The organism is Zoogloea sp. (genome assembly GCF_041904905.1).
GTDB lineage: Bacteria > Pseudomonadota > Gammaproteobacteria > Burkholderiales > Rhodocyclaceae > Zoogloea.
Window position 1 is genome coordinate 35,848 of the sequence record NZ_JAYRMI010000015.1, and the last position, 26,219, is coordinate 62,066.

26 protein-coding genes and 2 tRNA genes are annotated in these 26,219 nt (G+C 66.1%); 13 read left to right on the plus strand and 15 right to left on the minus strand.

Features of this window, described 5'->3' with window-relative positions:
• Window positions 1-111: 111 nt before the first annotated feature.
• From ACE3N6_RS06430 to ACE3N6_RS06440, 3 genes are all read right to left on the minus strand, one after another.
• On the minus strand, window positions 112-726 hold the full coding sequence (locus tag ACE3N6_RS06430) for a TetR/AcrR family transcriptional regulator (protein ID WP_374244366.1): 615 nt from the start codon (window positions 724-726) through the stop codon (window positions 112-114).
• The gene (locus tag ACE3N6_RS06435; RefSeq protein WP_374244367.1) at window positions 719-1,675 is read right to left on the minus strand and encodes a carbon-nitrogen hydrolase family protein; all 957 of its coding nucleotides are present in this window, start codon (window positions 1,673-1,675) and stop codon (window positions 719-721) included. Before ACE3N6_RS06435 ends, ACE3N6_RS06430 begins: the two co-directional genes overlap by 8 nt.
• A 124-nt stretch (window positions 1,676-1,799) precedes the next feature.
• Window positions 1,800-1,884: transfer RNA gene (locus tag ACE3N6_RS06440), tRNA-Tyr, on the minus strand.
• A gap of 219 nt (window positions 1,885-2,103) precedes the next feature.
• On the opposite strand from ACE3N6_RS06440, the gene ACE3N6_RS06445 reads away from it, so the two are divergent.
• The 3 genes from ACE3N6_RS06445 to ACE3N6_RS06455 are packed head-to-tail and all read left to right on the plus strand — an operon-like array spanning window position 2,104 to window position 4,057.
• On the plus strand, window positions 2,104-3,126 hold the full coding sequence (locus ACE3N6_RS06445; RefSeq protein WP_374244368.1) for a site-specific integrase: 1,023 nt from the start codon (window positions 2,104-2,106) through the stop codon (window positions 3,124-3,126).
• A 26-nt stretch (window positions 3,127-3,152) separates the two neighbouring features.
• Complete coding sequence (locus ACE3N6_RS06450) at window positions 3,153-3,545, plus strand: hypothetical protein (RefSeq protein WP_374244369.1); 393 nt, start codon at window positions 3,153-3,155, stop codon at window positions 3,543-3,545.
• Window positions 3,542-4,057, plus strand: coding sequence for a hypothetical protein (locus ACE3N6_RS06455; protein WP_374244370.1), 516 nt, complete (start codon window positions 3,542-3,544; stop codon window positions 4,055-4,057). The genes ACE3N6_RS06450 and ACE3N6_RS06455 overlap by 4 nt, the downstream gene beginning before the upstream one ends.
• Window positions 4,058-4,108: 51 nt before the next feature.
• On the opposite strand, the gene ACE3N6_RS06460 is transcribed toward ACE3N6_RS06455, so the two are convergent.
• Together ACE3N6_RS06460 and ACE3N6_RS06465 are read right to left on the minus strand one after the other, a co-directional pair.
• Entirely contained in the window at window positions 4,109-4,285 is a 177-nt protein-coding gene (locus tag ACE3N6_RS06460; protein ID WP_374244371.1) for a hypothetical protein, read from the minus strand.
• Window positions 4,282-4,833, minus strand: coding sequence for a hypothetical protein (locus tag ACE3N6_RS06465; RefSeq protein WP_374244372.1), 552 nt, complete (start codon window positions 4,831-4,833; stop codon window positions 4,282-4,284). Before ACE3N6_RS06465 ends, ACE3N6_RS06460 begins: the two co-directional genes overlap by 4 nt.
• 163 nt (window positions 4,834-4,996) lie before the next feature.
• Between ACE3N6_RS06465 and ACE3N6_RS06470 the strand changes: the two genes are divergently transcribed.
• The 8 genes from ACE3N6_RS06470 (at window position 4,997) to ACE3N6_RS06505 (ending at window position 10,716) form a co-directional block, all read left to right on the plus strand.
• Window positions 4,997-5,743: a hypothetical protein gene (locus tag ACE3N6_RS06470; protein WP_374244373.1), complete on the plus strand. Its 747-nt coding sequence runs from the start codon at window positions 4,997-4,999 to the stop codon at window positions 5,741-5,743.
• A gap of 51 nt (window positions 5,744-5,794) precedes the next feature.
• Window positions 5,795-5,983 carry a hypothetical protein gene (locus ACE3N6_RS06475; RefSeq protein ID WP_374244374.1) on the plus strand — a complete coding sequence of 63 codons (189 nt, stop codon included), beginning with the start codon at window positions 5,795-5,797 and terminating at the stop codon, window positions 5,981-5,983.
• A 62-nt stretch (window positions 5,984-6,045) separates the two neighbouring features.
• The gene (locus ACE3N6_RS06480; protein WP_374244375.1) at window positions 6,046-6,258 is read left to right on the plus strand and encodes a hypothetical protein; all 213 of its coding nucleotides are present in this window, start codon (window positions 6,046-6,048) and stop codon (window positions 6,256-6,258) included.
• Between the two features lie 101 nt (window positions 6,259-6,359).
• Entirely contained in the window at window positions 6,360-6,689 is a 330-nt protein-coding gene (locus tag ACE3N6_RS06485; RefSeq protein ID WP_374244376.1) for a helix-turn-helix domain-containing protein, read from the plus strand.
• Window positions 6,686-7,774: a hypothetical protein gene (locus ACE3N6_RS06490; RefSeq protein WP_374244377.1), complete on the plus strand. Its 1,089-nt coding sequence runs from the start codon at window positions 6,686-6,688 to the stop codon at window positions 7,772-7,774. Before ACE3N6_RS06485 ends, ACE3N6_RS06490 begins: the two co-directional genes overlap by 4 nt.
• A complete protein-coding gene (locus ACE3N6_RS06495; RefSeq protein ID WP_374244378.1) occupies window positions 7,774-9,297 on the plus strand; it encodes a phage/plasmid primase, P4 family in 1,524 nt (507 codons plus the stop codon). Before ACE3N6_RS06490 ends, ACE3N6_RS06495 begins: the two co-directional genes overlap by 1 nt.
• A 354-nt stretch (window positions 9,298-9,651) precedes the next feature.
• Entirely contained in the window at window positions 9,652-10,050 is a 399-nt protein-coding gene (locus ACE3N6_RS06500; RefSeq protein ID WP_374244379.1) for a hypothetical protein, read from the plus strand.
• A 228-nt stretch (window positions 10,051-10,278) separates the two neighbouring features.
• Window positions 10,279-10,716: a hypothetical protein gene (locus tag ACE3N6_RS06505; RefSeq protein WP_374244380.1), complete on the plus strand. Its 438-nt coding sequence runs from the start codon at window positions 10,279-10,281 to the stop codon at window positions 10,714-10,716.
• Window positions 10,717-11,008: 292 nt separating this feature from the next.
• Here ACE3N6_RS06505 and ACE3N6_RS06510 read toward each other — a convergent pair.
• From ACE3N6_RS06510 to ACE3N6_RS06555, 10 genes are all read right to left on the minus strand, one after another.
• A tRNA-Ala gene (locus tag ACE3N6_RS06510) sits at window positions 11,009-11,084 on the minus strand.
• 62 nt (window positions 11,085-11,146) lie between these two features.
• Complete coding sequence (locus ACE3N6_RS06515; protein WP_374244381.1) at window positions 11,147-12,127, minus strand: L-threonylcarbamoyladenylate synthase; 981 nt, start codon at window positions 12,125-12,127, stop codon at window positions 11,147-11,149.
• A 13-nt stretch (window positions 12,128-12,140) separates the two neighbouring features.
• Complete coding sequence (locus ACE3N6_RS06520; RefSeq protein WP_374244382.1) at window positions 12,141-13,295, minus strand: 5-(carboxyamino)imidazole ribonucleotide synthase; 1,155 nt, start codon at window positions 13,293-13,295, stop codon at window positions 12,141-12,143.
• Window positions 13,296-13,311: 16 nt separating this feature from the next.
• Window positions 13,312-13,809 (minus strand): 5-(carboxyamino)imidazole ribonucleotide mutase, encoded by a 498-nt coding sequence (gene purE / locus ACE3N6_RS06525; protein ID WP_374244383.1) that lies wholly within the window; start codon window positions 13,807-13,809, stop codon window positions 13,312-13,314.
• Window positions 13,810-13,812: 3 nt separating this feature from the next.
• Window positions 13,813-14,682 (minus strand): bifunctional methylenetetrahydrofolate dehydrogenase/methenyltetrahydrofolate cyclohydrolase FolD, encoded by an 870-nt coding sequence (gene folD / locus ACE3N6_RS06530; protein WP_374244384.1) that lies wholly within the window; start codon window positions 14,680-14,682, stop codon window positions 13,813-13,815.
• A 101-nt stretch (window positions 14,683-14,783) separates the two neighbouring features.
• A complete protein-coding gene (locus ACE3N6_RS06535) occupies window positions 14,784-15,386 on the minus strand; it encodes an indolepyruvate oxidoreductase subunit beta (RefSeq protein ID WP_374244385.1) in 603 nt (200 codons plus the stop codon).
• A gap of 12 nt (window positions 15,387-15,398) precedes the next feature.
• Window positions 15,399-17,264 carry a thiamine pyrophosphate-dependent enzyme gene (locus ACE3N6_RS06540; protein WP_374244386.1) on the minus strand — a complete coding sequence of 622 codons (1,866 nt, stop codon included), beginning with the start codon at window positions 17,262-17,264 and terminating at the stop codon, window positions 15,399-15,401.
• A 111-nt stretch (window positions 17,265-17,375) separates the two neighbouring features.
• Window positions 17,376-17,996 carry a response regulator transcription factor gene (locus tag ACE3N6_RS06545; protein ID WP_374244390.1) on the minus strand — a complete coding sequence of 207 codons (621 nt, stop codon included), beginning with the start codon at window positions 17,994-17,996 and terminating at the stop codon, window positions 17,376-17,378.
• The gene (locus ACE3N6_RS06550) at window positions 17,989-20,688 is read right to left on the minus strand and encodes a PAS domain S-box protein (protein WP_374244391.1); all 2,700 of its coding nucleotides are present in this window, start codon (window positions 20,686-20,688) and stop codon (window positions 17,989-17,991) included. Before ACE3N6_RS06550 ends, ACE3N6_RS06545 begins: the two co-directional genes overlap by 8 nt.
• A gap of 145 nt (window positions 20,689-20,833) precedes the next feature.
• Window positions 20,834-22,453: an SUMF1/EgtB/PvdO family nonheme iron enzyme gene (locus ACE3N6_RS06555; protein ID WP_374244387.1), complete on the minus strand. Its 1,620-nt coding sequence runs from the start codon at window positions 22,451-22,453 to the stop codon at window positions 20,834-20,836.
• A 200-nt stretch (window positions 22,454-22,653) separates the two neighbouring features.
• Here ACE3N6_RS06555 and ACE3N6_RS06560 point away from each other — a divergent pair, with 200 nt between their 5' ends.
• Both ACE3N6_RS06560 and aceE read left to right on the plus strand, forming a co-directional pair.
• Window positions 22,654-23,847: an ABC transporter substrate-binding protein gene (locus ACE3N6_RS06560; protein WP_374244388.1), complete on the plus strand. Its 1,194-nt coding sequence runs from the start codon at window positions 22,654-22,656 to the stop codon at window positions 23,845-23,847.
• 376 nt (window positions 23,848-24,223) lie between these two features.
• The coding region (gene aceE / locus ACE3N6_RS06565; protein WP_374244389.1) for a pyruvate dehydrogenase (acetyl-transferring), homodimeric type at window positions 24,224-26,219 on the plus strand (1,996 nt) is incomplete at its 3' end.

Below are 26,219 nucleotides of genomic sequence, written 5' to 3' on the forward strand. Positions count from 1 at the left end.
CCTCGCGGTCCCCCCCCCGCCGCCCCCCGGCCCCGCCCGGCCCGCCGCCGCGCGCCAGCGCCGCCTCGGCCGCGCCCGACGCATCGATCGGGCGCAATACTGCTGCCAGCTTCATGACCGCGCTCCCATTCCATTGCAGACCAGTTCGAGCATCCCCCCCAGCTGCTCCTCCAGCGACAGCCCCTCCACGGTGAGCCAGCGCACCAGGGTTGCCAGATGGGCGAACTGCAGGTAGCCCGCCAGCAGCGGCGCCGGGATGTCCGCCCGGAAGGCGCCCGCCGCCTGCCCCTGGGCGATCAGCTCGGCGAAGATGCGATCCATCCCGCTGCGCTCGCGCCCCTCGGTGGCCAGCTGAGGGTCCGCCAGCCGGAAGCGCACGTAGGGCAGCAGGTAGCTTCGATGGCGCTCGCACCACTGCGCCTGCAGCCGGAAGAAGCACGCCAGCCGCGCCGGCCCGGGCGCCTCCGCCCCCAGCGCGGCCTGGATCGACGGCCCCGCGGCGTGCAGCTCGCGGTGAAAGCGGTGGCGCAGCAGCGCCTCCTTCACCGGAAAATGCTTGTACAAAGTGCCCTTGGCCACGTCGGCGGCGTCGGCGATGCGCTCCATCGTCACCGCGTCGAAGCCCTCCGCCTCGAACAGCGCCCAGGCCGTATCGGCCAGGTGGTCGAGCTGCTGCAGACGCTTGCGCTCGCGGCGGCCGGGTTCGGCCGGGTGGGTCTCAGTCATGGCACACACTCCTGTCCCGGGCGATCGTGACGCGCTCGGGGTGACGGCGGTAGCGGCGACGCCCCCACCACTCGAAGATCGGAAAAAGCCGGAAGTCGGCGGTCACCGGCCCCAGCCACGGGCGATGCCGGTCGAAATCCGCCGGCACCTGCAGGCGCTTGCGCGTCGGGTCGCAGCGCACGTCGGCCACGGCAAGGCCCGGCTCGTCGCCCAGCAAGGCCAGCAACCCCCCGTCGCCATCGACGATCTGGCTGTAGCCGGGAAAGCTCGACCGGGCCGTGGGCAGCCAGCCGGGCATGGGCGCCACCCACGGGCCGGCCTTGTTGGCCATCGCAAAGGGAATCCCGAAATGGCCCGCCATCGCCGCCGGGCTGTCGCGCACCAGCACCCGGTAGGCCTCCACCCCCGCGCGCCCCGCCAGCGACGACGGCGGAAGCGGCGCGCTCATGGGCATCAGCCAGAGATCGGGATGCTCGGCGAGCAGGCCATCCACCTCGCTGCGCAGGCTGTTGTCGTAGCAGATCGCCACGCCGATGCGGCCAAGCTCGGTGACGATCACCCGCGGCCCCGGCGCCGGCGCGAAGACACAGCGCTCCAGCGAACACGGGTGCGCCTTGCCAACCCGCCCGACGATCTCGCCGGCCGGCGACGCCAGCGCAAAGGTGTTGAAGAAATCGTCGCCCCGCACCTCCAGGTAGCTGCCGCCCAGATAGATCCGGTTCTCACGGGCAAGGGCCTGGAGGAAACGCTCGACCTGCCCGCCCCGGGGCGTGGCCCACCGCCAGACATCCGCATCGAAGTGGAAGGGCGAGGAGAACAGCTCGGGCAGCAGCACCAGCTCGGCCCCCTGCCGGGCCGCATCGACGACGGACGCGCCCACGCGATCCAGGTGGCCCGGCGCTGGCGCCCCCGGGGTCTGCACCACGGCCAGACGAAGTTGTCGCGACATGCCTGCCTCCATTGCAATACGATGCATAAAACTATACGTCGTTCACAATTTTTGGACAAGCCTGCGCTCGGGGCGCCAAAAACAAAAAGGCCCCGGCTTGCGCCAGGGCCTTTTGAAGATCGGGTGGTGGAGGGGGAAGGATTCGAACCTTCGAAGGCAGTGCCGTCAGATTTACAGTCTGATCCCTTTGACCGCTCGGGAACCCCTCCACGGGGTGCTGCAGAAGAAAAAAGCCCCGACGTTTCAGGGCTTTCTTCAGAAATTGTGGTGGACCGAATGAGGATCGAACTCACGACCTCCGCATAGCGAACGCGGCGCTCAATCAACGTGACCACGGACGTAAATGTAACACAGTCAACCACTTAACGCAAAAGTGCGGTTGTCACCGCCGTCCCTTGGACAAGCCCCGGACAAATGGAGCTTGAAACATGGCATCGATCACACAGCGGGATGGACGTTGGCGGGTGCGGATCACTCGCAAGGGACACCCGACCATTGCCCGAACCTTCGACCTTCGGCGCGACGCTGAGGCGTTCGCCGCCGTCACGGAAGCAAGCATTGCGCAAGGGACGTACAGGGCACCAGAAGCCAAGCCGGTAGCCTTCCGAGAGCTTGTCGAGCGTTACCGGGCGGAAGTCACGCCGACCAAGCGGGGTTCGTCGCAGGAAGGCTATCTGCTTGGCGCGATTCTCCGGCCGGAAAGCGTAGCTGCACCCTTGTTGGCGCGGAATGTGGCTGAGATTTCACCCGCCGATGTGGCCCGCTGGCGCGACGCACGAGGCAGGCAGGTCAAACCCGCTACGCTGGGCCGCGAGTGGGCCACCCTGGGCCACGTCCTGGCCCATGCAGAACGGGAATGGTCGATTCCGCTGGTGTCGGGCAATCCCTTCCGCCAAGCCCGTAAGCCCCAGATCATCAACAGCCGGGAGCGTCGCGTCACCAACGAAGAGCTTGACGCGATCTGCGACGCCAGCGAGTCCGCGCCCCTGGTCTCCCTGGTTCGCCTCGCCGTCGAGACAGGCGCACGACGTAGCGAACTGCTCTCGCTCCGCTGGGCCGATATCGACCTGGGCAAGCGTCTCGCTCGCCTCGTCCACGGATCAACAAAGAACGGGTTTGGTCGCACCCTGCCGCTGTCGTCCCGTGCTATCGCAGTCTTGGAGTCCATCCCCCGCCGTCCTGACGGCAAGGTCTTCGGCATGCGAGCGGATAGCGTCACACAGGCGTTCTCCCGCGCTGTCGAGCGTGCGCACGAGAAGGCCAAGGACAAGGGCGCCGGCTTCCTTGTCGGCCTGCACTTCCACGACCTACGCCACGAAGCCCTATCGCGCCTCGCTGAACAAGGATGGTCCGCCACCGAGATAGCTGCCGTTTCAGGGCATAGAACCTTGGCATTGGTGCAGCGCTACGTTCATCACCGCCCCGAAGCTCTCGCCGCCAAGCTCGCCTGAACCCACCTGACAAGGAATCGATCATCATGACCCACGCTGAAACCCTGGATGCCATCCTTCAAGCTGGCACCCTGCCCGATGCCGTTATCACCCTCGACGGCACGATGTTCGCCGACCCGAACCCGTTGAGCACCTTGCTTGTGTGGTGCTGCGGCGAGGGTGGCGCCACGACTGAGGAACTCGAAGCCCTCACCGGCCTTGACCTGGACGCGCTGCCCGAAGACCTGGGCGACGATGGCAGCAACCTTGCCCTTGGTAGGTTGTTCCGCGTCTGGTTCGCCGTTGCACGCAACGAGTTGGCCGAAGTCGCTGGCCTCACGGGGCGCGAACCGTTGCCGGGCATCGTGCCGGCGGCACTGGCGGCAGCCTTGAGGCGGTCCGCCCCGGTCCGCACTGGTGACCTGCGGGAGGCGGCATGAACAACGCCATTCACACGCTTGCGAACCTGCTAGGCAAGGCCGCGCACCTCACGCCGAATGAGGTTGTCGCCGTGGCGAGTTGGGACGCCAGCGGCGGCAGGCTTGGGCCGATGCCTTCGACCTACCGCCTTGCCGACCTGCTCATGGGTCCGCCTGTCGATGATGCCCGAGTCCTGGCGAACCTGACCGAAATCACAGCGGCAGCGATGCACGGGGGGCGCTTGCTCGCCGACGTGGACGGGTGCCGCATTGAACCGCTGCAGGCCCTCGTTCGAGGTTGGGAGCAAAGTCCGTTCGCTTTCCTCGCTGAGTTCATGGGGCTATCCTGCCATGCTCTGGCGCGGCGGCTCGGCCTGGATCGGGAGGCGGCGCGCTGGCTGTGGTCGCCGTGGTGGCGGGCCGTGCGGGGCGTGGATCAGGTTGAAGCCCTGGCGGGGCTGGGGCGGGAACTGGCCGCGTTTCTTAAGGCGCACGAACGAGAGCGACGACGCCTGCACAGTAGGGCCGCATAAACCCAAAAACAGAAAAGGCTGCAAAGCAGCCTTTTCTGTCGAAAAACTTGTTTATGCAGCTTTTCGCTGATCTAAGTCCCGGTCACAAACAGCCACGGCAAACTTCTCTTCACCGACCGCTCGAACCGCAAGCTCCACAGCCTTACGCAAAGATGCTTCAAAACCTTCAGTCATCACAAAGGCAGGCGCCCTATACTCAGAGATGTTCTTAACGACTGATCGGATCATGATACTTTCCTTCCATTTTTAGGCCGAACGACTAACCATCTTCCTTCGATTTTCGCTTCAATGACCTCAGCTATTTCCGGCTGCTCTTTCAAACTTCCTGCGATACCCGCAAGAGTAGTGAGCAACGGATCATTGCGGCCGTAAACTTTGATCACATTCGCTTTGTGACGGTCTCCAACGGCGAACGTACCTACAATCGTAGCGACGTAGATATTAACGACTTTTTCAAGTGCAGCTTGATCAAATTTTAACGATTCTTCGGCGATGCTGGGGCGAACAAAACAGTCAAGCATCTTGACAAGCTTCACCCCTTCGGTAGTGGCGGCAATCTGCACGATCGAATCAGCGACAGGTTCAGCCCCTAGAAAAACACCGTAAGCATAGTCGTTGGTCTTGGCGTCGCCAATATCATGATACTGCCGTGCGAACGTCACTATCCTACTTACATCGCCAGGAAAGAGGCTGGGGCTCGCAGAGGCCTCTTCAACCCATGCAGCTTCTGTTGCGTTAAGTGTGACTGCGTCAAACGCTCGAAGTTCATAATTCATGAGTCTAATTCTAGCAGATGGCCTTGATTTATAGGTGCGTCATCCAACACTTTCAGCATTGCCTGAACAGTTCCATTCGATCACACTCAGCCCCGGTCAGCGCAAAGAGGAGCGCTCCCTGCCCCGTTCCTCACCAGCGACGGGCAAGGACGGGAACTCCCTCATGCAAGATTCAATCCACGCCCGCGCAACGCGTGGCAACCTGCCGCAAGAACTCAGCCTCGAAGACATCACCCGCCTCTCGTCGGCCAGCCTGGACGCGCCGCACGGGCTGTGCTCCAACGGCGATCCGCTGTTGCTGCGCCTTTATCGCCTTGTCTCGGCGGGCTTGCTGGTGCCGTCTCGGTCTGAACAAGTCGAACGGCCCGGCGTGGTGCTTGGCAGCGTCGGCGGGCACCGCATCGGCACACAAGCCAGCCTGACAACCCGGCACTACGTGCAGGCGGGCGACCTGAGGGAACACCTCGCGGACCTGGGGGCGGTCGGGCCGTTGCTGCTCGACTGGATCGGTGAGAAAGCACCGAAGGCCAAGGGCGCGGATGAACCTTGGCATGTGCCCGTGGTGCGTGACTTCTGCGAAACGGTGCTTGCGTCGGGTGAGATTGACCCGGACCGCCCCGAGGTGACGGCCAAGGCCATCGTTGAAGCCATGGTGCACCTTAAGTTGTGGCATCGCGGACGTGACGGACACCGCCCCAGCGAGGAATCGCTTGAACGCTACACACGAGACACGGCAGGCAAATATTTTGTGCTTCCGTCTGGAAGGCCAAAGGGCGACAGCGATCCGGAACTGCGCCACCTCCGCGCAGTGGCCCGCCTTGTGGCGATCTACGAGCGGGCGAAACTGAAAACCCGGACGCGGATTGATCCGGAATCGGCATCAAGTTTTCCGCGGCGGTCGGCTGGCTGACACTCCAGTTGCGCCCCCGGATCGGCCGGAGGCATCGACAGGAAACCGACCATGACCCACATCACACATGCCCGCACCGCTGACCGCCTGAGCAAGCTTGTCGCCGGCCTGGAAGCCGAACGCGAGAACATCGCCGACGTACTGCACCACGACCACGGCGGCGCCCGTGACAAGGTGCTCTCTGAGCTTTCGAACGCCGCTCATGAGCTTGAACAGGCGTTCCGCGCCCTCCGCCGCTAAGCCGGTGCGGCGAAAGCTGGACAGCGGCGGCGGCGTCAATGACACTCAGGGAACCGAGACCGATGTCCCGGTCCGACGAGGGAGGATCAATTTATATGCTTTTGGGATGGAAGGCACTGGCAACCGAAACCGGCCTGACCCGCAAGGCGTTGCTGATGCGCATGGCTCGCGGCACCCTGCCGCTGTCGGCGACATGGCACGAAGGACAGCGCGCCTTTGACGGCGACGAGGTTAAACGCTGGATCGCAGCGGGTATGCCCCGCCGGCTGCACTAGCAGCGCTAGAAACAACAAAAGCCGGTCAGGGGCCTAATCCTGAGCGGCTTTCGTAGTAGGGCGAGGAAACGGCCCCTTAACTGTGCCCACGGCTGGACCCCGTGAAACACATAGGTAGTGCAGGAATCGACTATATCGAGCCTGCGCGTCAGATACAAGGACTTTGTTTAATGACGACGCAAAATCAGTTTGACCCGAGCGAGAGCGTCAAGGCTCGCCAACGGGCTTCCCTTCTCGCCGCGCTGCGGCTTGGTGCTGTGACCACCCTGGAAGCCCGCGAAGTGCTCGGCGTCATGCACCCCGCCGGGCGCGTGTTTGAGCTGCGCCGCTCGGGCTACACGATTGTAACTCTGCGCCGCAAAGTAGTCGATGCGGACGGCAGATCGCACCAGTCCGCAGCCTACGTGCTCCGCGACGGGGGTGCAGCATGAACGCCTTCGACCCGCACATGCCGCTGTACGAGGGCACCTATTTTACCTGCACGGGCAAAACCACCTGGACCGCCCACAACACGGGGCAGGTAAAAGCCCTGCTCGAAGGCGACGAACCGCCGGAGTTCCGCACGGCGCTTGCCGTCGTCGGCCCTGCCGACTTCGACGCCCTGACGGTCGCCGAACAGCGCACCGTCCGCCACCTTGGCCCCTGGTACGCAGATTTCGACGGCGAAACCTTGGACGAGGCCATCACCGACTTCAAGGCCGTGCTTGGCAAGTTGCAACGGCTCGGCCTGGACCTGAACGCCGTCCGCCTCTTCGCTACCGGCGGTCGCGGGTTTCATATTGAGGTGCCGCCGGAGTGCTTCACGGTCTCCGGCCTGCCCGGTGAAGGCGTCGCCGGCCTGCCGCGCATCTACCTGGAGATGGCCCACGCCTTGTATATGGGCTGCATGGACCTGCGCGTCTACTCGGGCAAGCGTGGCCGCATGTGGCGGACGCCGAACCGCCAGCGGGCCAACGGTGCGTACAAAGTGGCGATCACCGCCGACGAGGCGTTGAACATCACGCCTGAACGGTACGCCGACCTGTGCAGCGCCCCGCGTGCGTTCAGTCCTCTGGCGGCACCGACCTTCTGCAGGGGTCTGGCGGACCTCTACCGCAGTGCACGTGACAAGGTGTCCCGCCCGAAGAAGCCCCGCAAGCAGCCCGAGAAGCTCGCGGCGGAACTCGACCGCCGGTTCAAGAAGAAGGGCTTGCCCCTGCCCCCGTCCCTGCTACTGCTCTTGGGCAGCAAGTTGTCTGCGCGAGATGGTGTCGGCTGGAACACGATCTGTGTGCAGCTTGCTATCAGCGCCCGTGCGATGGGCATGGACGAGGACACGCTTATCAAGCTGGCCGGCCCGCTGCTCGATGGTCACCGTGGGGATAGTGGCCGCTACGCGACGAGGAGCCAGCGAGAACGCGAACTGCGCAACAAGCTGGCGTACTTCGACGGCGAGGGGCTTTACGACTTCTCGGCGGCGGGCATCAAGTCGATCCTGCCGAAGGGCCTTCCGTGCAATGACCTGGAGGGCCTGTGATGGAACTGAACATCAGCCCTGAGGTTGTCGCCTCATTCTCTCGCAGTAAGGCGGAATGGCTTGCTGCGCTGGACGCTGCAAAGGAGGACGCCGACGAAGTTAGGCGGCTCTCTGAGGACATGCACCTGTCTCCCGTCCTGTCCCATGTCGATAAGCGGGAACTGGTCAAGGTTGCCGCAAAGCTCATTGGCACCACGTACAGCGCCCTGAACCGTGACCTTAAGTTGCACGAAGTTGAGAGCGAGCCGCGCCGCGATCACCTCAGTTTTGCCCGTGAGGCGGTGGAGGGCTTCGGCCCTGGCGCGTTGATCCATGCAAAGGGGCAGTTTTGGGCATGGCGTGACCGGGGCGTGTGGGAAAGCATCGAGGAACAAGTTATCCGCCGGGCAGCGATTCAGTGCCTCGAAGGCGCGGAGACGGTGACCGATGCGACAGTCCGCAGCGTGGTTTGCCTCATGCGCGACGAAGCCCACGGCGAGGGCACCCAGTTCGACAAACCGGCGGACCGTCGTATCAACTGCGCCAACGGCACCCTTGTTTATGCGGATGGGGCATGGGCTTTGCAGGAACATCGCCGGGCGGACTACCTCACGACGATGCTGCCGGTCGCTTATGACCCGGACGCCATGTGCCCGCGCTTCGAGCGTTTCCTTGACGAGATTTTCGAGGGGGACGAGGACGCAGCCGACAAGCGGCAGGCGGTCTTGGAGATGGCCGGGTATAGCCTGCTCCAATCCTGCCGCTATGAGCGGTTCGTGATCCTGGTCGGCTCAGGATCGAACGGCAAGTCTGTACTGCTCGAAGTGCTGCGGAATCTCGTCGGTGACGGGCAAGTCTCGGCGGTAGAGCCTGCCCGCATGGGTGACCGCTTCCAACGTGGGCACCTGCGCGGCAAGTTGGTCAATCTGGTGCCTGAGTTGCCTGTCGGGTCCATGCTCGCCGATGCAGCCATGAAAGCCTTCACGTCCGGCGACACGGTGAATGGCGAGTTCAAGGGCGGCCAGCCCTTCGACTATCGCCCCTTCGCCACGATCTGGCTTGGCACCAACAACATGCCCCACACCCGCGACCTGTCGGATGGCATGTTCCGCCGTGCCTTGATCCTCAAGTTCAACCGCCAGTTCCGCGAGGGCGAACGCGAAATCGGACTGGCCGACAAGCTGCTGGCGGAACTGCCCGGCATCTTGGCTGCAGCGTGCCGCGCCCTGGCCGGCGTCTTCGAGCGGGGTTACATCACCTCGCCGGCTTCGTCGATGGAGGCGCTCAAGCGCTGGCGCATGGACTCGGATCAGGTCGCCAACTTCGTTGAGGATCGTTGCAAGGTCGGGCCTGAGTTTGGCCCGACACCTCACGCGACGCTGTTTCAGGCGTTCCGGGAGTGGGCTGCAGCCGAAAACCACTCTCACACGGTCACTGGCAAGGCGTTCTCCCAGCGACTTGAGGGCCTGGGCATCACCGCCGGCCGTTTCACGATGGCGGGTAAGCGTGACCGTGGTTTTATGGGGATCGACGTGCAGCGGTAGCGCGCGGGACAGATGTGGCCGGATAGGGGACAGATTGGCAAACCACCTGTCCGGCCCGCAAGCCAGTAACGGCGCGGGTTTCGAGGGTTTCGGGACAGATGGACAGGTTTTAGCCCACTTCCTTCTATATAGGAAAAAGTTTTTTCCTTGGCTCTCAAAAAAATGTTTTTTCTATATGTCCGATTTAGAAAAAATCTGTCCATCTGTCCCGAAAACCCGGAAAGCCTTGTCTGGCGAGGGTTTCCAGCCGGACAGGTGCCTAAAACATCTGTCCCGATCTGTCCGCATCTGTCCCGCACCGCTTGTCAGATCAGGCCAGCCCACAGAAAAACTGAATAAATGAACAGTCCAAAATTGAACGAACTTGCCCCGCCGGCGGCCGGGGACACGCCCGCCGGCTGGTCCTTCGACCAATGCCCGACCACCCAGACCGCCCGACTTCTGGGCGTGCTGGTGCCCGGCGACGGCCTCAACCCTGCACGGGATGCTTACGCCGGCTTGTGCGCATTGAACACCCGTCTGTTAAACGCCCCCGAAACCGAAGTCATGGAAGCACTCACGCGGCAAGCTGCGCTGCTCGAAGCCTTGTCGCTGCACTACACCCGCGAAGCCCTTGCAGCAAAGAAGCCTGAACACGCGAGCCTGTTGCAGGCGACAGCGTTGAAGTGCCAGAAGGCACACATGAACGTGCTCGGTGCAATCCGCCAGATGAACGAGGACAAGCGCAATGCCGAAGCCATCCCGGCGGATTGACCTTGAACAACGGCGCGACCACGCCAACGCGGTGCGGCTTTGGGAAGCGGCGGCGGGTCGCCATACCGGACCAAAAACCGATGAAGGCAAGTTCAAGGCGGGCCAGCGTAGCCGCAAGCATGGTTTGCGGTCTGGCGATGGTCAGGCGCTCATGCGGTGGATTGCTTCGGTGAATCGACTTGTTCGAGGGTTGCGTTAACATCACCTCAACATGCACAAGGAGCACCAATGCCCACTGAGTTGATTGCAGTTCTAGGCACGCTCTCCGGCGTTGCCGTAGGAGGAGCCCTAAACTACCTTGCGACCAAGAGAGTTAAGAACCTTGAATGGCGGTTCACCATCGCAAAAGAGCAAGCGGCTACAAGACAGAAGCTTTACGCAGAATTCATCGTCGAAGCCCAGAGGCTAACGATGCAAGCCATGGATAGTAAGGTTAGCACTGCCGCAGCCCTGGACCCTATGAGTTCAAAATTTGCGGAAATCTCGCTTCTTGCTCCAGAGAATGTCATTGATGCAGCAAGGTCGCTTCTCAATAACACCCTAGAGGAACACTCGGCGAACTCGAAACCCGAGGCCGGGAATTTCTATAAGCTCAAGTCTGAGTTTATCGTTGCGGCCAAGCTCGACATCGAGAGTCTTATGGATAGAGCGACAAAGGGCCTGTAAAGCCCAAAAGTTTCAAAACCCCGCCCCGTTGCACAAGCGCCCAGGGGGCGCACTCCCTCTGCCCCCACAGAAAATGTCTGGGGGGCTTATAGAATTACTCAATCCAGACATAAAAACATTCGATTGCCTGAAAGCCGCATTTTCGTTGTTCAATGAAAAAGGCGGTTGTCACCACAGCGTTTCGGGACAACCGCCGGACAACCGAAGATAACCACGGAACTGTCCAGAGGACGCACAAAAGCAAAACAGCCTGCGACGTTTTCACGTAACAGGCTGTTTTGTAAGGTGTTAGTGGTGGACCGAATGAGGATCGAACTCACGACCTCCGCATTGCGAACGCGGCGCTCTCCCAGCTGAGCTATCGGCCCACGTAAGCCGCACATTATAGCGGCGGTTTTTTGCGCTGAAAAGCCCCTTTTGCCCCCGGCGGCTAGGTTTCGTCGTCCTCGCCCGAGCCCACCGCGGCGCGACCGAGGCGGTCGACGACAGCCGACCACTCCGGCCCGGCCGGCGGGGTTTCGACCAGGATGCGGCGGCAGCCGACGGCGTCGAGATCGCGCAGGGCGGCGTAGAGATCGTGGCCGTAGGCAGCGGCGTCCGGCGCGGCGGCAACCCAGCGCACGCCGTCGGGAAGGCGGTCCGGGCGCGCCATGCGGGCGAGCACCGCATCGCCCGGCTGGAGGGCCGCCAGCAGATCGGCGCCGGCGATGAGTTCCAGCGGCGTGCGCGGCGCGTAGTGGGCGGCCAGCGCGCCGGAAACCCGGGGCGCGGCAGCGCCGCCCTGCCCGGCTTCGTCCTCGCCGCGCAGGCGGGGGCGACGGCCGATGACGCGGGCGATGTCGTCCACGCCGATGGCACCGGGGCGCAGGATCACCGGCACATCGCGGGAGAGATCGAGGATGGTGGATTCGAGGCCGACCTGGCACGGGCCGCCGTCGAGGATCAGCGGCACGCGGTCGCCCAGCTCTTCGCGCACGTGGTCGGCGGTGGTGGGGCTGATGCGGCCGAAGCGGTTGGCCGACGGCGCGGCGATGCCGCCACCGAAGGCGCGCAGCAGCTCGAGCGCGACCGGGTGATCGGGCACCCGCAGGCCGACGGTATCCTGACCGCCGGTGACGAGGTCGGGCACGTCTTCGTGCTTTTTCAGGATCAGCGTCAGCGGGCCGGGCCAGAAGGCGCGGGCCAGCGCGATGGCCTCTTTGGGGATCGCCCGCGCCCACACCGGCAGCTGCTCGGCGTCGGGCAGGTGGACGATCAGCGGGTGGTCGGACGGGCGACCCTTGGCGGCGAAGATCCGGGCGCAGGCGTCGGGGTTCATCGCATCGGCGCCGAGACCATAGACCGTCTCGGTGGGCAGGGCGACGAGGTCGCCCCGGCGGAGCAGCGCGACGGCCTGCTGGATGGGGTTCATGCCGCCGGCGGGCTCAGGCGTCCTGCACGCCGATGGCGGCGCGGGCGGCCAGCGCCTTGGCGAGCACGTCGGCGGCGTCGCTGCCGACCACCGTGAAGTGGCCCATCTTACGGCCGTGGCGGGCGTGGTGCTTGGCGTAGAGGTGCAGCTTGAGGCCGGGCACGGCGTGGAGGATGGACCAGTCGGGCTCGCGGTAGCGGCCGTGGGGCTCGCCGCCCTCGAACCATAGCTCGCCCAGCAGATTGACCATCGCCGAGGCGCTGTGCTGGGTGGTGTCGCCCAGGGGCAGGCCGCACAGGGCGCGCACCTGCTGCTCGTACTGGCTGGCGACGCAGGCGTCGATGGTGTGGTGGCCGCTGTTGTGGGGGCGCGGGGCCATCTCGTTGACCACCAGCCGGCCACCGGTGACGAAGAACTCGACCGCCAGGGTGCCGATGAAACCGAGCCGCGCGGCGATGAGCGCGGCACAGCGACGGGCTTCGGCCTCGATGGCGGGGGCAACCCGGGCGGGGGCGATGGAGACGTCGAGGATGCCGCGGCTGTGCTGGTTCTCGACGGTGGGGAAGGTGCTCACGGCGCCGTTCTCGTCGCGGGCCAGCACCACCGAGACCTCGCAGTCGAGGGGCAGCATGGCTTCGAGCACGCAGGCTTCGCCCTTGAAGCGGTGGAAGGCGTGCAGGGCCTCGGCGGCGGTGGCGACGCGGGCCTGGCCCTTGCCGTCGTAGCCGAAGCGGGCGACCTTGAGGATCGCCGGGAACAGGCTGGCGTCGGCCACGGCGATGTCGGCATCCGACTGGATCACCGCGAAGGGGCCGTGGGGCAGGCCGTTGTCGCGCAGGAAGGATTTTTCGGCGATGCGGTTCTGGCACACCGCCACCGCCGCCGCGCCCGGGCGCACCGGGACGAACTTGGCGAGGTAGTCGAGCGTCTCGGCCGGCACGTTCTCGAACTCGGTGGTCACCGCGGCGCAGGCGTCGGCGAGGGTGTCGAGGGCGGCGAAGTCGTCGTAGCCGGCCTGCAGGTGGCGGTCGGCGATGAGCCCGGCCGGGCTGTGGGGGTCGGGGTCGAGCACCCAGACCTTGTAGCCCATTTCGTGGGCCGCGGCGACGAAGAAGCGGCCGAGCTGGCCGCCGCCGAGCATGCCGAGGGTGGCGGGCGGGAGGATCATCGCGTCAATCCTGGGTTCAGATCGGGTCGAGGGTCATGGCCAGCACGCTGGCGGTCTGCGCGGCGCGGAAGGCGTCGAGCTTGTCGGCCAGCGCGGCGTCGGTGGCGGCCAGCAGCGACACGGCGAAGAGGCCGGCGTTGGCGGCCCCGGCCTCGCCGATGGCGAAGGTGGCCACCGGGATGCCCTTGGGCATCTGGACGATGGACAGCAGGGAATCCTTGCCCGACAGGGCCTTGGACTGCACCGGCACGCCCAGCACCGGCAGGGTGGTCTTGGCGGCGATCATGCCCGGCAGGTGGGCGGCGCCGCCGGCCCCGGCGATGATGGCCTTGATGCCCCGGCCGCGGGCCGCCTCGGCGTATTCGAACATCAGGTCGGGCGTACGGTGGGCGGAGACGACGCGGGCCTCGAAGGCCACGCCGAAATCCTTCAGCACCTTGGCGGCGGCCTGCATGGTGGGCCAGTCGGAGTTGGAGCCCATCACGATGCCGACGACGGGGTTCTGTGCGTTCATGGATCAGCCTTTCCGGGCAGCGCGGGTTGCCGACTCGACGGTGTTGGCGAGCAGCATGGTGATGGTCATGGGGCCGACGCCGCCGGGCACCGGGGTGATGGCACCGGCGACTTCCTTCGCGGATTCGAAATCCACGTCGCCGCACAGTTTGCCCGCGTCCGGCCCGTCCTGCAGGCGGTTGATGCCCACGTCGATGACCACGGCGCCGGGCTTGACCATGTCGCCGGTGACGAAACGGGGCTTGCCGATGGCGGCCACCAGGATGTCGGCGCGGCGGGTGTGGAAGTTCAGGTCGCGGGTGCCCGAGTGGCACACGGTGACGGTGGCGCCGGCGGCGGTGAGGAGCATCGCCATCGGCTTGCCGACGATGTTGGAGCGGCCGATCACCACGGCCTCGGCGCCGCGCAGGGGCATGTCGATGCTCTTGAGCATCTCCATCACGCCGTTGGGGGTGCACGGCAGGAAGGCTTCCTGGCCCTGGGACAGGCGGCCGACGTTCTCGGCGTGGAAGCCGTCCACGTCCTTCTCGACGGAGATGGCTTCGAGCACTTCCTTCTCGTCGAACTGCTTCGGCAGCGGCAGCTGCACCAGGATGCCGTGCACCGACGGGTCGGCGTTGAGTTCGGCGATCTTGCCCAGCACGTCGGCCGGGGCGGCATCCTGCGGGTATTCGAACTTGAGGGACTTGATGCCGGCCTTCTCGCAGCCAGCCACCTTGTTGCGCACGTAAACCGCCGAAGCCGGATCGCCGCCGACCAGGATCACCGCCAGACAGGGCTGGGTGCCCCCGGCGGTCAGTGCAGCCGCCTTCTCGGCGAGTTCTCCGCGGAGCTTCGCGGAAAGCGCGTTGCCATCGATGATGCGAGCCGTCATGCCTGCGCCCCTCAGGAAAAACCTGAGAGTGTACCACGACTTAGCCGCGTTTCACGCGCAACCGCGGTGCGGGCGGCGGCGCCCGCGCGGCAAGCCGCCGGCTAGACCGACAGCGCCGCGGCCCGCGCCTGACCGGCGTCGAAGGCGCGCAGGTTCAGCTCGCGCCGTTCGGGCTTCCTCTGGGCGAAGCGGGCCTCGACCGCGTTCCGCAGCACCCGGGCCGGAAACGGCAGATGAGCCGACATGGCGCCCAGCATCACCGTGTTGCCCAGGCGGATGTCGCCGAACGCCAGCGCGATCTCGGCGGCGTCGAAGGCCTGCAGGGGCACGCCCAGAGCGCGCAGCTGGCCGACCGGATCGGCCGGGTACTCGAACACGCCGCACTCCACCACCGGCGGCGACAGGCGCGAGGTGTTGGTGAGCACCGGCGCGCCCGGGCGCAGCATGTGGGCCCAGCGCAGGGTTTCGGCGGCCTCGAAGCCCACCAGCAAGTCGGCGTCGCCCGGGGCGATCTGGGGCGACAGCACCCGCTCGCCAAAGCGCAGGTGCGACACCACCACCCCGCCCCGCTGGCTCATGCCCGCCACTTCGGTCTTCTTGGCGTCGAAGCCAAGGGCCAGCGCCGCTTCGGCGAGGATCTCGGTGGCCGTCATCACGCCCTGACCGCCGATGCCGCAGACGAGGATGTTGGTGTTCCGCTGCATTGCCTGCCCTCCTCAGCTTCTGCTCATGAAGCGCACCGGCACCACCGGCGCGGCATGCACGATGGCCTTCGGCGCGCAGGGCTGGACGCACAACCCGCAGCCGGTGCACGCGCTGGTCTCGATGCGCACGAAGGCGAGGTCGACCGCCTTGCCCGACGGCTTGATGGCCGTGTCGCGGCGGGTGACGTGGATGGCCGGGCAGCCCACCTCCAGGCAGTTGCCGCAGCCGGTGCAGGTGTCGTCGATCACCGCGTAGGGCGGCGTCTGCTTGTAGTCGTCGATGAGCACGCAGGGCCGGTCGGTGATGATGACCGAGGGCTCGTCGATCTTCGTCTCCTCCCGCAGGGCCTTGAAGAGCACCGGCAGCTGGTAGGGGTCCACCACCCGGATGCGCGCCTTCTTCACCCCGAGCGCCTCGCACATCCGCGGGAAATCCACCCGCGGCGCCGCGGCCCCGCGGATGTCGCGGCCGGTGGCGGGGTTGTCCTGGCCGCCGGTCATGCCCACGGCGCGGTTGTCCAGCAGCAGCACCGTGACGTTGCCGCCGTTGTAGGTGATGTCGAGCAGGCCCTGCAGGCCCATGTGCATGAAGGTGGAGTCGCCGATCACCGCGACGATCTTCTTGTTGCCGTCGGCCTCGCCGCGCCCCTTGTCCATGCCCAGCGCCATGCCCATCGAGGCGCCCATCGAGATGCAGGTGTCCAGCGCGTTCCAGGGGTGGCCGGCGCCCAGGGTGTAGCAGCCTATGTCGCCGGAGACGATGAGGTTCTTGAGCTGCGAGAGGGTGTAGTAGATGCCCAGGTGCGGGCAGGCCACGCACATGGTGGGCGGGCGCGGGAAGACCGGCTGGGCCGGCAGCGCGTCCGCCTCGGGCAGCGCCTCGCCGCGCAGGCGGGCCACGCCCCGGCGCAGCACCTCGGGCGACAGCTCGCCCAGGCGCGGCAGCACGTCCTTGCCGGTGCAGGCGATGCCGGCGGCCTTGATCTCCGCTTCGACGAGCGGTTCGGTCTCCTCCACCACCAGCAGGGTTTCAACCCCGGCGGCCAGCTCGCGCACCAGCTCGAGGGGCAGCGGATAGCTCATGCCCAACTTGAGCACCGGCGCATCGGGGAAGGCTTCGCGCACGTGCATGTAGGCCGGGCCGGACGCGACGAAGCCGATCCGCCGGTCGCGGCCGGGCTCGATGCGGTTGAGGGGCGAGGCGCCCGCCTCCACCCGCAGCGCCGCCTCGCGCTCGAACATCGGCGGCAGGCGCGGCTTGGCGTTGCCGGGCACCATCACCCAGCGCCGGGGGTCCTTGACGAAGCCGGTGGGCTCGTGGGTTTCGGGCGGGGCGAGTTCGACGCGGCCCTTCACGTGGCAGATGCGGGTGGTGAGGCGCAGGATCACCGGCACGCAGAACTGCTCCGACAGCCCGAAGGCGGCGCGGGTCATGTCGTAGGCTTCCTGGGAATCGGCCGGCTCCAGCACCGGCAGGTGGGCGAAGCGGCCCCAGAAGCGCGAGTCCTGCTCGTTCTGGGACGAGGACATGCCCACGTCGTCGGCCACGGCGATCACCAGCCCGCCTTCGACGCCGGTCACGGTCATCGTCATCAGCGCGTCGGAGGCCACGTTGAGGCCCACGTGCTTCATCGCGCTGAAGGCCCGGGCGCCCATCGTCGAGGCGCCCAGTGCCACTTCGAGGGCCACCTTTTCGTTGGGCGACCACTCGGCGTAGAGGCCGGGGAAGCGGGCCAGCACTTCGAGGATCTCGGTGCTCGGCGTGCCGGGGTAGGCCGCCGCCACACGCACGCCGGCATCCCGCGCGGCGTGGGCGACGGCGTCGTTACCGGACAGGAACAGGCGGTTCGCCGCGGCGGCGGTGAGGGCGTTTCCCATGAAGCGGACTCCGACAGGTTGAAGCCGGAGAGTTTAGGAAAGCGCGCCGCGGGCAGGCTTGAGACAAGTCAATAAAGATACATTTTTCGACTAACTACACGAAAATATGTATCACGTTCGCCCCGCAAGCCCTTCGATCGCCATCACGTGCTGAACCAGCTCTGCCAGCGACTGCGCGCCCATCTTCTCCATCACGCGGGCGCGGTGGACTTCCACCGTCTTGATACTGATTCCGAGCACATCGGCGATCTGTTTGTTTAACTTTCCGACGATGATGAGGTCCAGCACCTCGCGCTCGCGCTGGGTGAGCTGGTCGAGCCGGCGGGAGACTTCGGCGTCCTGGCGGCGGCGGTCGCGGCTCTCGCGCTCGGTGGCGAGGCACTGGCTGACCAGATGCAGCAGGTCGTTGTCGTTGAAGGGCTTCTCGATGAAATCGACGGCGCCCTTCTTGAGCGCCGCCACCGCCATCGGCACGTCGCCGTGGCCGGTGATGAAGATGACCGGCAGGGTGCAGTACTGGGCGCGCAGGCGCTCGTGCAGCTCCAGCCCGCTCATCCCGGGCATGCGCACGTCGAGCAGCAGGCAGCCGTTGAACTCGGGCCGCCAGCGGCGCAGGAAATCCTCGGCCGACGCGAACGCGGCCACCTTGAAACCTTGGGATTCCAGCAGCCAGACGAGGGAATCCCGCAGGGCCTCGTCGTCGTCCACCAGATAAATGATTTGTTCAGGCATCGAGTCGGGCGCTTTCACGGGGCGTCTCCAAAGGCAGGGTGAAGCGGAAGATACATCCTCCGGCGGGGTTCGCGTCCACCCACAGGCGGCCGTCGTGGAATTCGACGATGGAGCGGCAGATGTTGAGGCCCATGCCCATGCCCTCGGCCTTGGTGGTGTAGAAGGGCGAGAACAGCTTCTCGCGGGCTTCGTCCGACAGGCCGTGGCCCCGGTCGGCCACCGACACCTCCACCAGCTTGTGCTCGGCGATCCGCGCCGACACGGTGAGGATGCGCTCCTCGGCGGGCGTCTCGCGCATGGCCTCGATGCCGTTCTTGACCAGGTTGAGCACCACCTGCTCGATCATCACGGTATCGGCGAACACCGGCGGCAGGTCGGCGGGGAGCTGGCTCAACACCTGGGCGCCGTGGCGGCGGGCGTCGATCTCCACAAAGCCGATGGCGTCCTCGACGATGCCCGACAGGGCCACCAGCTGCCGCCGCGGCTCGCTCTTCTTCACGAACTCGCGCACCCGGCGGATGATCCGCCCGGCCCGCTCGGCCTGGGCGCTGGCCTTCTGCATGGCGGTGAGGATGTCCTCCTGACGGTAATCGCCCGACTGCAGGCGATTGACGCAGCCCATCGAGTAATTGGCGATGGCCGCCAGCGGCTGGTTGAGTTCGTGGGCCAGGGTGGAGGCCATCTCGCCCATGGTGATGAGGCGCGAGGTGCGCTGCAGGCGTTCCTGCTGGGCGCGGTTTTCCTCCTCGACGCGCTTCTTGTCGGTGATGTCGGTGGCGATCGCCATCCGCACCACGCGGCCGTCCACCCAGCGGGTGGCACGCTCGCGGATGTGATACCAGCGGCCCGAGAGCCCGTTCTGCAGCTCGCCGTCGTACAGCTCGCGGGGCACCTGCTGGGGCGACAGGCGGCGCGGGTCCACGTCGTACCAGTTGGTGTCGGGCGGCGTGGGCAGGCCGTAGATGCCCACCCGCTGGCCCACCGCGTCGAAGCCGTAGATGCTCTTGAAGGCGCGGTTGGCGAAGAGGATCTCGTCGTTGGCCGCGTCGGCCACGTACACCGCCGCGTCGAGGCCGTCGAGGATCGCCACGAAGCGCTCGTGGGCGGCCTCCAGCTGGGCGCGCACCCGCTTGGGCTCGGTGATGTCGGTGATCGAGGCCATCCAGCCGGTCTGGCGCCCGTCCCCGTCGATCAGCGGCGACAGGTAGAAGCGGGCGTCGATGTGCTCGCCGTTCTTGCGCTGGATGCGCATCTCGAAGCCGGTGGTCGGCGCGTTGCCGCTGAGGGTGAGTTCCAGGTTGCGCTGCAGGCTCTCGGTGTCATCCGGCGGCCAGTAGGCAAACGGCGGGCTGGTGCCCACCAGCTCGTCCCGCGACCAGCCGGTCATGCGGCAGAAGGCCGGGTTCACGTAGGTGATGCGGCCGGTGAGGTCGATGGCCCGCAGGCCGGTGATGAGGGATTCCTCCATCGACTGGCGGAAGGCGTATTCGTGGTGCAGCGCCTCCTCCGCCGCCTTGCGCCCGGTGATGTCGTGGGCCACGGCGTACATCAGCTTCTCCTCGGGCACCGAGTTGATGCTCCAGGCCAGCCAGCGGTAACTGCCATCGGCGCAGCGGCAGCGGTTCTCGAAGGCCTCTGGCGTGCCCGCCGCCAGGCTGCGCAGGTGCACCACCGAATCGGCCACGTCGTCCGGGTGGATGTAATCGAGCAGCGACTGCCCCGGCAGCGCCTCGGGCGAATGGCCCAGAATGCGCTCGAAGGCCGGGTTGCAGCGGCGGAACACCCCGTCGTGGCCCAGCACCGCCAGCATGTCGAGGGACAGGTTGAACAACCGGTCGCGCTCCTTCTCCACCCGCACCCGGCGCAGCATGTGGGCCCGCAACGCCCACAGGCTCCACAGCACGAAGAACGACAGCCCGACGATCACCGCAATCGGAAAACCCTTGGGCAGATCGCCCTCCACCCGGTAGGCGGTGGCCTGCAGCGCCAGCCCGTTGCCCGGCGGGTCGAGCGGCACCGAGAACTCGAGGCTCTCGTCCAGCGCCCGCAGGGTGGAATTGGCCGCCAGCAGCTCGCCCCTGGCGTTGGTGAAGGACAGCCGGTATTTCTCGCCGAACCAGCTCGGCACCAGATGCGCCACCATCCGCTCGATGGAATACACCGCCACGATCGCCCCCAGCGGCTGGCGCCCCTGCTGCACCGGCAGGTACACCTCCAGCACCGCCATGTTGCGGCCATTCACGTAGGCCTCGCCGTACACCGGCCGGCCCAGCTCGCGGGATCGCCCCAGCACCGCCACCTGCACCTGCGACAGCCCGTCGCCCACCAGCCAGTCGGTGGTGTCGAAGGGCGCGGTCCATTTCACCCGCTGGTCGCCGGTGACCCACACCACGTTCACCAGCTCGGGGTTGTTGGCGATGTGCTGGTTGGCCCGCACCTGAAAGCCGTCGCCGTCCAGCGTGCCGGCGGCCAGCTCCCGCGCCAGCTGGCCCAGGAACTCCTCGGTGCCCTGCATGTGCAGGCGCATGGTCTGCTCGGCCCACTGCACATCCCGCGCCATCGCCGCCCGGGCGGTCTCGCTCTCCTGGCGCTGGAGCACCCACACCAGCACCAGCATCGCCAGCGCAAAGATCAGGACGGCAAAATTGGGCGCCGACCAGTACCAGCTGGCAGGCACCCGGGTCGGCGGCATCTTGGGGGAAGGATTCGTGTTCGACATGTCCCGCGCATCGTCGCCGCGGAAGCGGGAATGGCGCATCGGGGGTTTCCCTAATCGGGTGGCGCCGCCCGCGCCGTCCCGGCGCAGGCGGCGGGCCCCTCCGGGGCCAAACCCCCGGTCACGCGTCCCGCGTGACCAACGCCTCCGGCGGGCGCTCCACGCTGCCCTCCGGGCCCTTTGACCTGAGGGCAAGGCGGAAGCCAATGCCGTAGCTGCGAGCACCCCGATTGATCCAGATGCGGTCGGCAGCGTAGCGGCGGAGGCGGTTGTTCCACGACCCGCCGCGCAGCACTCGGTCGACGCCCTCCGGGCCGCGCGAGTCGATCCGCGGAGCGCCACTATAGGCCCGCAGGCTGTCCGCACACCATTCCCACACGTTGCCGTGCATCTGGTACAGGCCCCAGGCGTTCGGGACGAAACTCCTCACCGGCACCGTCCTTCCCCGGTACTCGCCCGTCGAGCCGTCGGCGTCGCTGTACGTCGCGCCGTAGTTGGCTTGCTCGGGCGTAATCCCGTCGCCCCAACTGAACGCCGTCTCACTGCCCGCACGGCACGCATACTCCCATTCTGCTTCCGTCGGTAAATCCGCCTTCAAACCCGGCAGGCGCTTTTCCACTTCCCTCAAAAAGCCTTGCACATCGTCCCAGCTCACCTGCTCCACCGGGTTCTGCGGGTCGTCCTTGAAGCGGCTGGGGTTGCTCCCCATCACCGACACCCACACCGACTGGCTGCACACCGTCTCCGCCAACCAGAATCCTTCCGTCAGACGAACACGGTGACGCGGGCCTTCGTCGCGGTCACGCCCCACCTCGCCTTCCGGCGAACCTATCCAGAACTCCCCCGGCGGAATCCAGCGGAAACGCTGGCTCACGCCACTGAAGCGGGCATCTCCATACAAACCGTACTCATCCACCCCGAGGCCGCTGTCGCCCTGCCAGATCCGGCTCGGCGCGTCCCACGCCAGCCGGCGCACCAGCCCCAGCCAATCCACCGGTACGAATGCCCCCTTGGCGTCCTGCAACACGGTATCGGCCCACCACGGCTTGGGCGGCAACTGCAAAAGCGGTTGGGGCGCTTTGGGAACGATGAGCGTCGGCGCAGGTGGCGGCACCGGCGTTCGGGCCACCACCTCAGCCTCGCTGCGCCGCACAATCGCGGGCTTGCTCGTTGGAGGGGCCCTGCCTGCATCGACCCCACGCAAGCGCGCGATCAAGGCCGCAAAATTGGTCTGACGATGCACCGCCTCGCTCAAGGCGTTGATGTCCGCCAAGGTGACCAACGGCCCAAGCACGTGATGAAAAATCCTCGAGTACGCCTTCAGATCGTCCAGCGACTGTTCGGCAGGCACCGAATCCGTCGCATCCAGCTCGGCCTTCAGCGCCCAGTACCGCGACTCCCACGACGCGCGGATCTCGTTGCGCCAGGAGGGCTGTGAAATCGGCAGCCCATCCAGCAGGATCGGGTAGACCCGTTCGCGGAAATCGCCAAGCTGCGCCATCTCGATCAGCTCGTACATGCAGTACGGCGACTCCACGTACTGCGGGCTGAGCACGACCACCACCTGCTCGGCGGCCGCGATCTCGTCCATGAACGCCCGGATCGACCCGCCATACCCCAGCGCCCGCACATCCCGCACCAGCTCCACGCCCTGCCCCGCCAGCGCCGTCTCCAGCGCGGCGACCACCCCCGAATCCTCCTCCGCCTTCCAGGCGTAGGAGACATAAACCTTCAGCGCCACGATGCGTCCTTTCCCCTCATGCCCCGATCATCGCCAAGGCCGCCCGCCGATGCAAGCGATGCGGCGGCGCAGCTAGGGGTTGTCCCGGATTTGACCGGGGGCGGGGGCGGGCGTAGCGTTGAACGCCACCGGCGGGAAAGGCGCTGCCCGGCGGCGACGTGACCATAACCACAACGATAACCACAACGGCGGAGACACCCTTGCTTCGATTCGTGCGTGCCGCGGCCTGTGCCGCGCTGGGTTTGCTCGCGGCTGGCGCGGCGGCGGCGGAGCCGATCCGCATCGGCGTGACCGGGCCTTTCACCGGCGGGTCGAGCCCGATGGGGGTGGCGATGCGCGACGGCATCCGCCTGGCGGCGCGGGAGATCAACGACGCCGGCGGCATCCTCGGCCGGCCCGTGCAGCTGGTGGAGCGCGACGACGAGGCCCGCCCGGAGCGCGGCGCCCAGATCGCCCAGGAGCTCATCAACCACGAGAAGATCGTGGCCGGGCTGGGCATCGTGAACACCGGCGTGGCGCTGGCCAGCCAGCGCTTCTACCAGCAGGCCCATGTGCCGATGATTACCTCGGTGGCCACCGGGTCGGTCATCACCAAGCAGTTCCTGCCGCCGCAATACCCGGACAACTACATCTTCCGCGTCTCGGCGCCCGATACCCTCCAGGCGGCGATGATCGTGGAGGAAGCCGTGGTGCGCCAGCGCCTGCGCCGGGTGGCGATCTTCCACGACAGCACCAACTACGGCCAGCTCGGCCGCGAAGACCTGGAGCGCGCGCTGGAGCGCCACGGCGTGAAGCCGGTGGCCATCGAGCGTTTCAACATCCGCGACGCGGACATGACCCCGCAGCTTGCCCGCGCCAGGGCCGCCGGCGCCGAAGGCATCCTCACCTACGGGCTGGGGCCGGAGCTGGCCCACGTGGCCAACGGCATGGTGCGCCTGGGCTGGAAGGTGCCGATGGTGGGCAGCTGGGCGCTGGCCATGTCCAACTTCATCGACAGCGCCGGGCCCAACGCCGAAGGCGCCCGCATGCCCCAGACCTTCATCCAGGAAAGCGATACACCCCACCGGCGCCGCTTCGTCGAAAAGTATCGGATCGCCTACGGCATCGACCGCCTGCCGGTGGCGCCGGCGGCGGCCCAGGGCTACGACTCGATGCTGCTGCTGGCCGCGGCGATCCGCCAGGCCCGCAGCACCGACGGCCCGCGACTGAAAGATGCGCTCGAATCGCTCAAGGAACGGGTGGAAGGCATCGTGATGGTATATGATCGACCTTTCTCCAAGACCGACCACGAAGCGATCGACACGACGCGTCCGTTGGTCATGGGGGAAGTTCGCAACAGACAAGTGGTCTTCGCTTACGACGAAGACCGAAAGCGGGACGCGCAGTCCAGATGATCCCGCCGCGGAACAATCATTTCCGCAAACGGCCGGGGGTTTTCTCCCTCCCTCCCTCGCCCCCGGCCGTCTTTTTTACCCGTCCCCGTCGAACGAAAACTCGCCGGCCGGAGCCTTCTGGCCCGGCCGGCGTTTGCATTTGGTTTTCCGCATTGCAGCAGAACCGAACGGGACGGCACCGCACACACCTGACCTGAAAAAAATCCCGCCGTACCCCCTGGGAATTGCGGTCGACCCTATTGCGCATGTCGGGATTTGATTTTATATTGCGAAAAATTCGGACCGCAATCCGGTCCTGCTCCGGTTTGTAGTGAAAGCACGTTGCCGTTACCCACGGCAACAACCCACAACCCGCAAGTCATGAGGAGACAAAACCATGGCCGCGAACACGCAAGAGATCCGGGCTGACATCGACGCCCAGGAAACCAAGGAATGGCTGGACGCCCTCGAAGGCGTCGTCGCGCAGGAAGGCACCGACCGTGCCCACTTCCTGATCGAAAAGCTGATCGAAGCCGGTCGTGAGGAAGGGATCGACATCCCCTACTCCGCCAACACCCAGTACATCAACACCATTCCGGCCGACCAGCAGCCCAAGTACCCGGGCGACCCGGACATGGAGATCAAGCTCCACTCCTACATCCGCTGGAACGCCATGGCCATGGTGGTGCGCGCCAACAAGCACACCAACGTGGGTGGCCACATTGCCTCCTTCGCCTCTGCCGCTGCGCTCTACGACGTGGGCTTCTCCCACTTCTGGAAGAGCATCGACCACGAAACCGGCGGCGACCTGATCTACTTCCAGGGCCACTCGGTGCCGGGCGTGTATTCCCGCGCCTACATGCTGGGCCGCCTGACCGACGAGCAGATGGACAGCTTCCGCCAGGAATCGGAAGGCCAGGGCATCTCCTCCTACCCGCACCCGTGGCTGATGCCGGATTTCTGGCAGTTCCCCACCGTGTCGATGGGCCTGGGCCCCCTGTGCGCGATCTACTCCGCGCGCTTCATGAAGTACCTCGCCAGCCGCGGCCTGATCGACGCCGCCAAGGCCGAGCAGCGCAAGGTGTGGGCCTTCCTGGGCGACGGCGAGACCGACGAGGTGGAATCCCTGGGCGCCATCGGCATGGCCGGCCGCGAAAAGCTGGACAACCTGATCTTCGTCATCAACTGCAACCTGCAGCGCCTGGACGGCCCGGTACGTGGCAACGGCAAGATCATCCAGGAACTCGAAGCCGAGTTCCGCGGCGCCGGCTGGAACGTCATCAAGCTGATCTGGGGCACCCACTGGGACGCCCTGTTCGCCCGCGACAAGAAGGGCATCCTCAAGAAGCGGATGATGGAGCTGTGCGACGGCGAGTATCAGACCTTCAAGGCCAAGAACGGCGCCTACGTGCGCGAGCACTTCTTCAACACCCCTGAGCTGCGCGCCCTGGTGGCCGACTGGACCGACGACGAGGTGTGGAACCTCAACCGCGGCGGCCACGACATCTTCAAGATCTTCGCCGCCTACAACGCCGCCGTCACCCACAAGGGCGCCCCCACCCTGATCCTCGCCAAGACCATCAAGGGCTTCGGCATGGGCCAGGCCGGCGAGGCGATGAACATCTCCCACCAGCAGAAGAAGCTGGACGTGGACGCCATCCGCCGCTTCCGCGACCGCTTCGGCATCCCGGTGCCCGACGACAAGCTGGCCGAGCTGCCCTACCTGCGCTTCCCCGAAGATTCGCCCGAGTACCAGTACATGAAGCAGCGCCGGATGGACCTGGGCGGCTTCCTGCCCCAGCGCCGCCGCACCGCCGCCGCGCTGGAAGTGCCGGCCCTCGACACCTTCGGCGCCCTGCTCAAGGCCTCCGGCGAAGGCCGCGAGCTGTCCACCACGATGGCCATCGTGCGGATCATGAACACCCTGCTCAAGGACAAGCAGATCGGCAAGCACATCGTGCCCATCGTGCCGGACGAATCCCGCACCTTCGGCATGGAAGGCATGTTCCGCCAGTACGGCATCTGGAACCAGCAAGGCCAGAAGTACGTGCCGGAAGACCACGACCAGCTCATGTTCTACAAGGAGAGCGAGACCGGCCAGGTGCTGCAGGAAGGCATCAACGAGGCCGGCGCCATGGCCGACTGGATCGCCGCCGGCACCGCCTACAGCGTGCACGGCGTGCAGATGATCCCGTTCTACATCTTCTATTCGATGTTCGGCCTGCAGCGCACCATGGACCTGTGCTGGGCGGCTGCCGACCAGCGCACCCGCGGCTTCCTGATCGGCGGCACCGCCGGCCGCACCACGCTGAACGGCGAAGGCCTGCAGCACGAGGACGGCCACAGCCAGCTGCTGGCCAACATGATCCCCAACTGCAGCAGCTACGACCCGA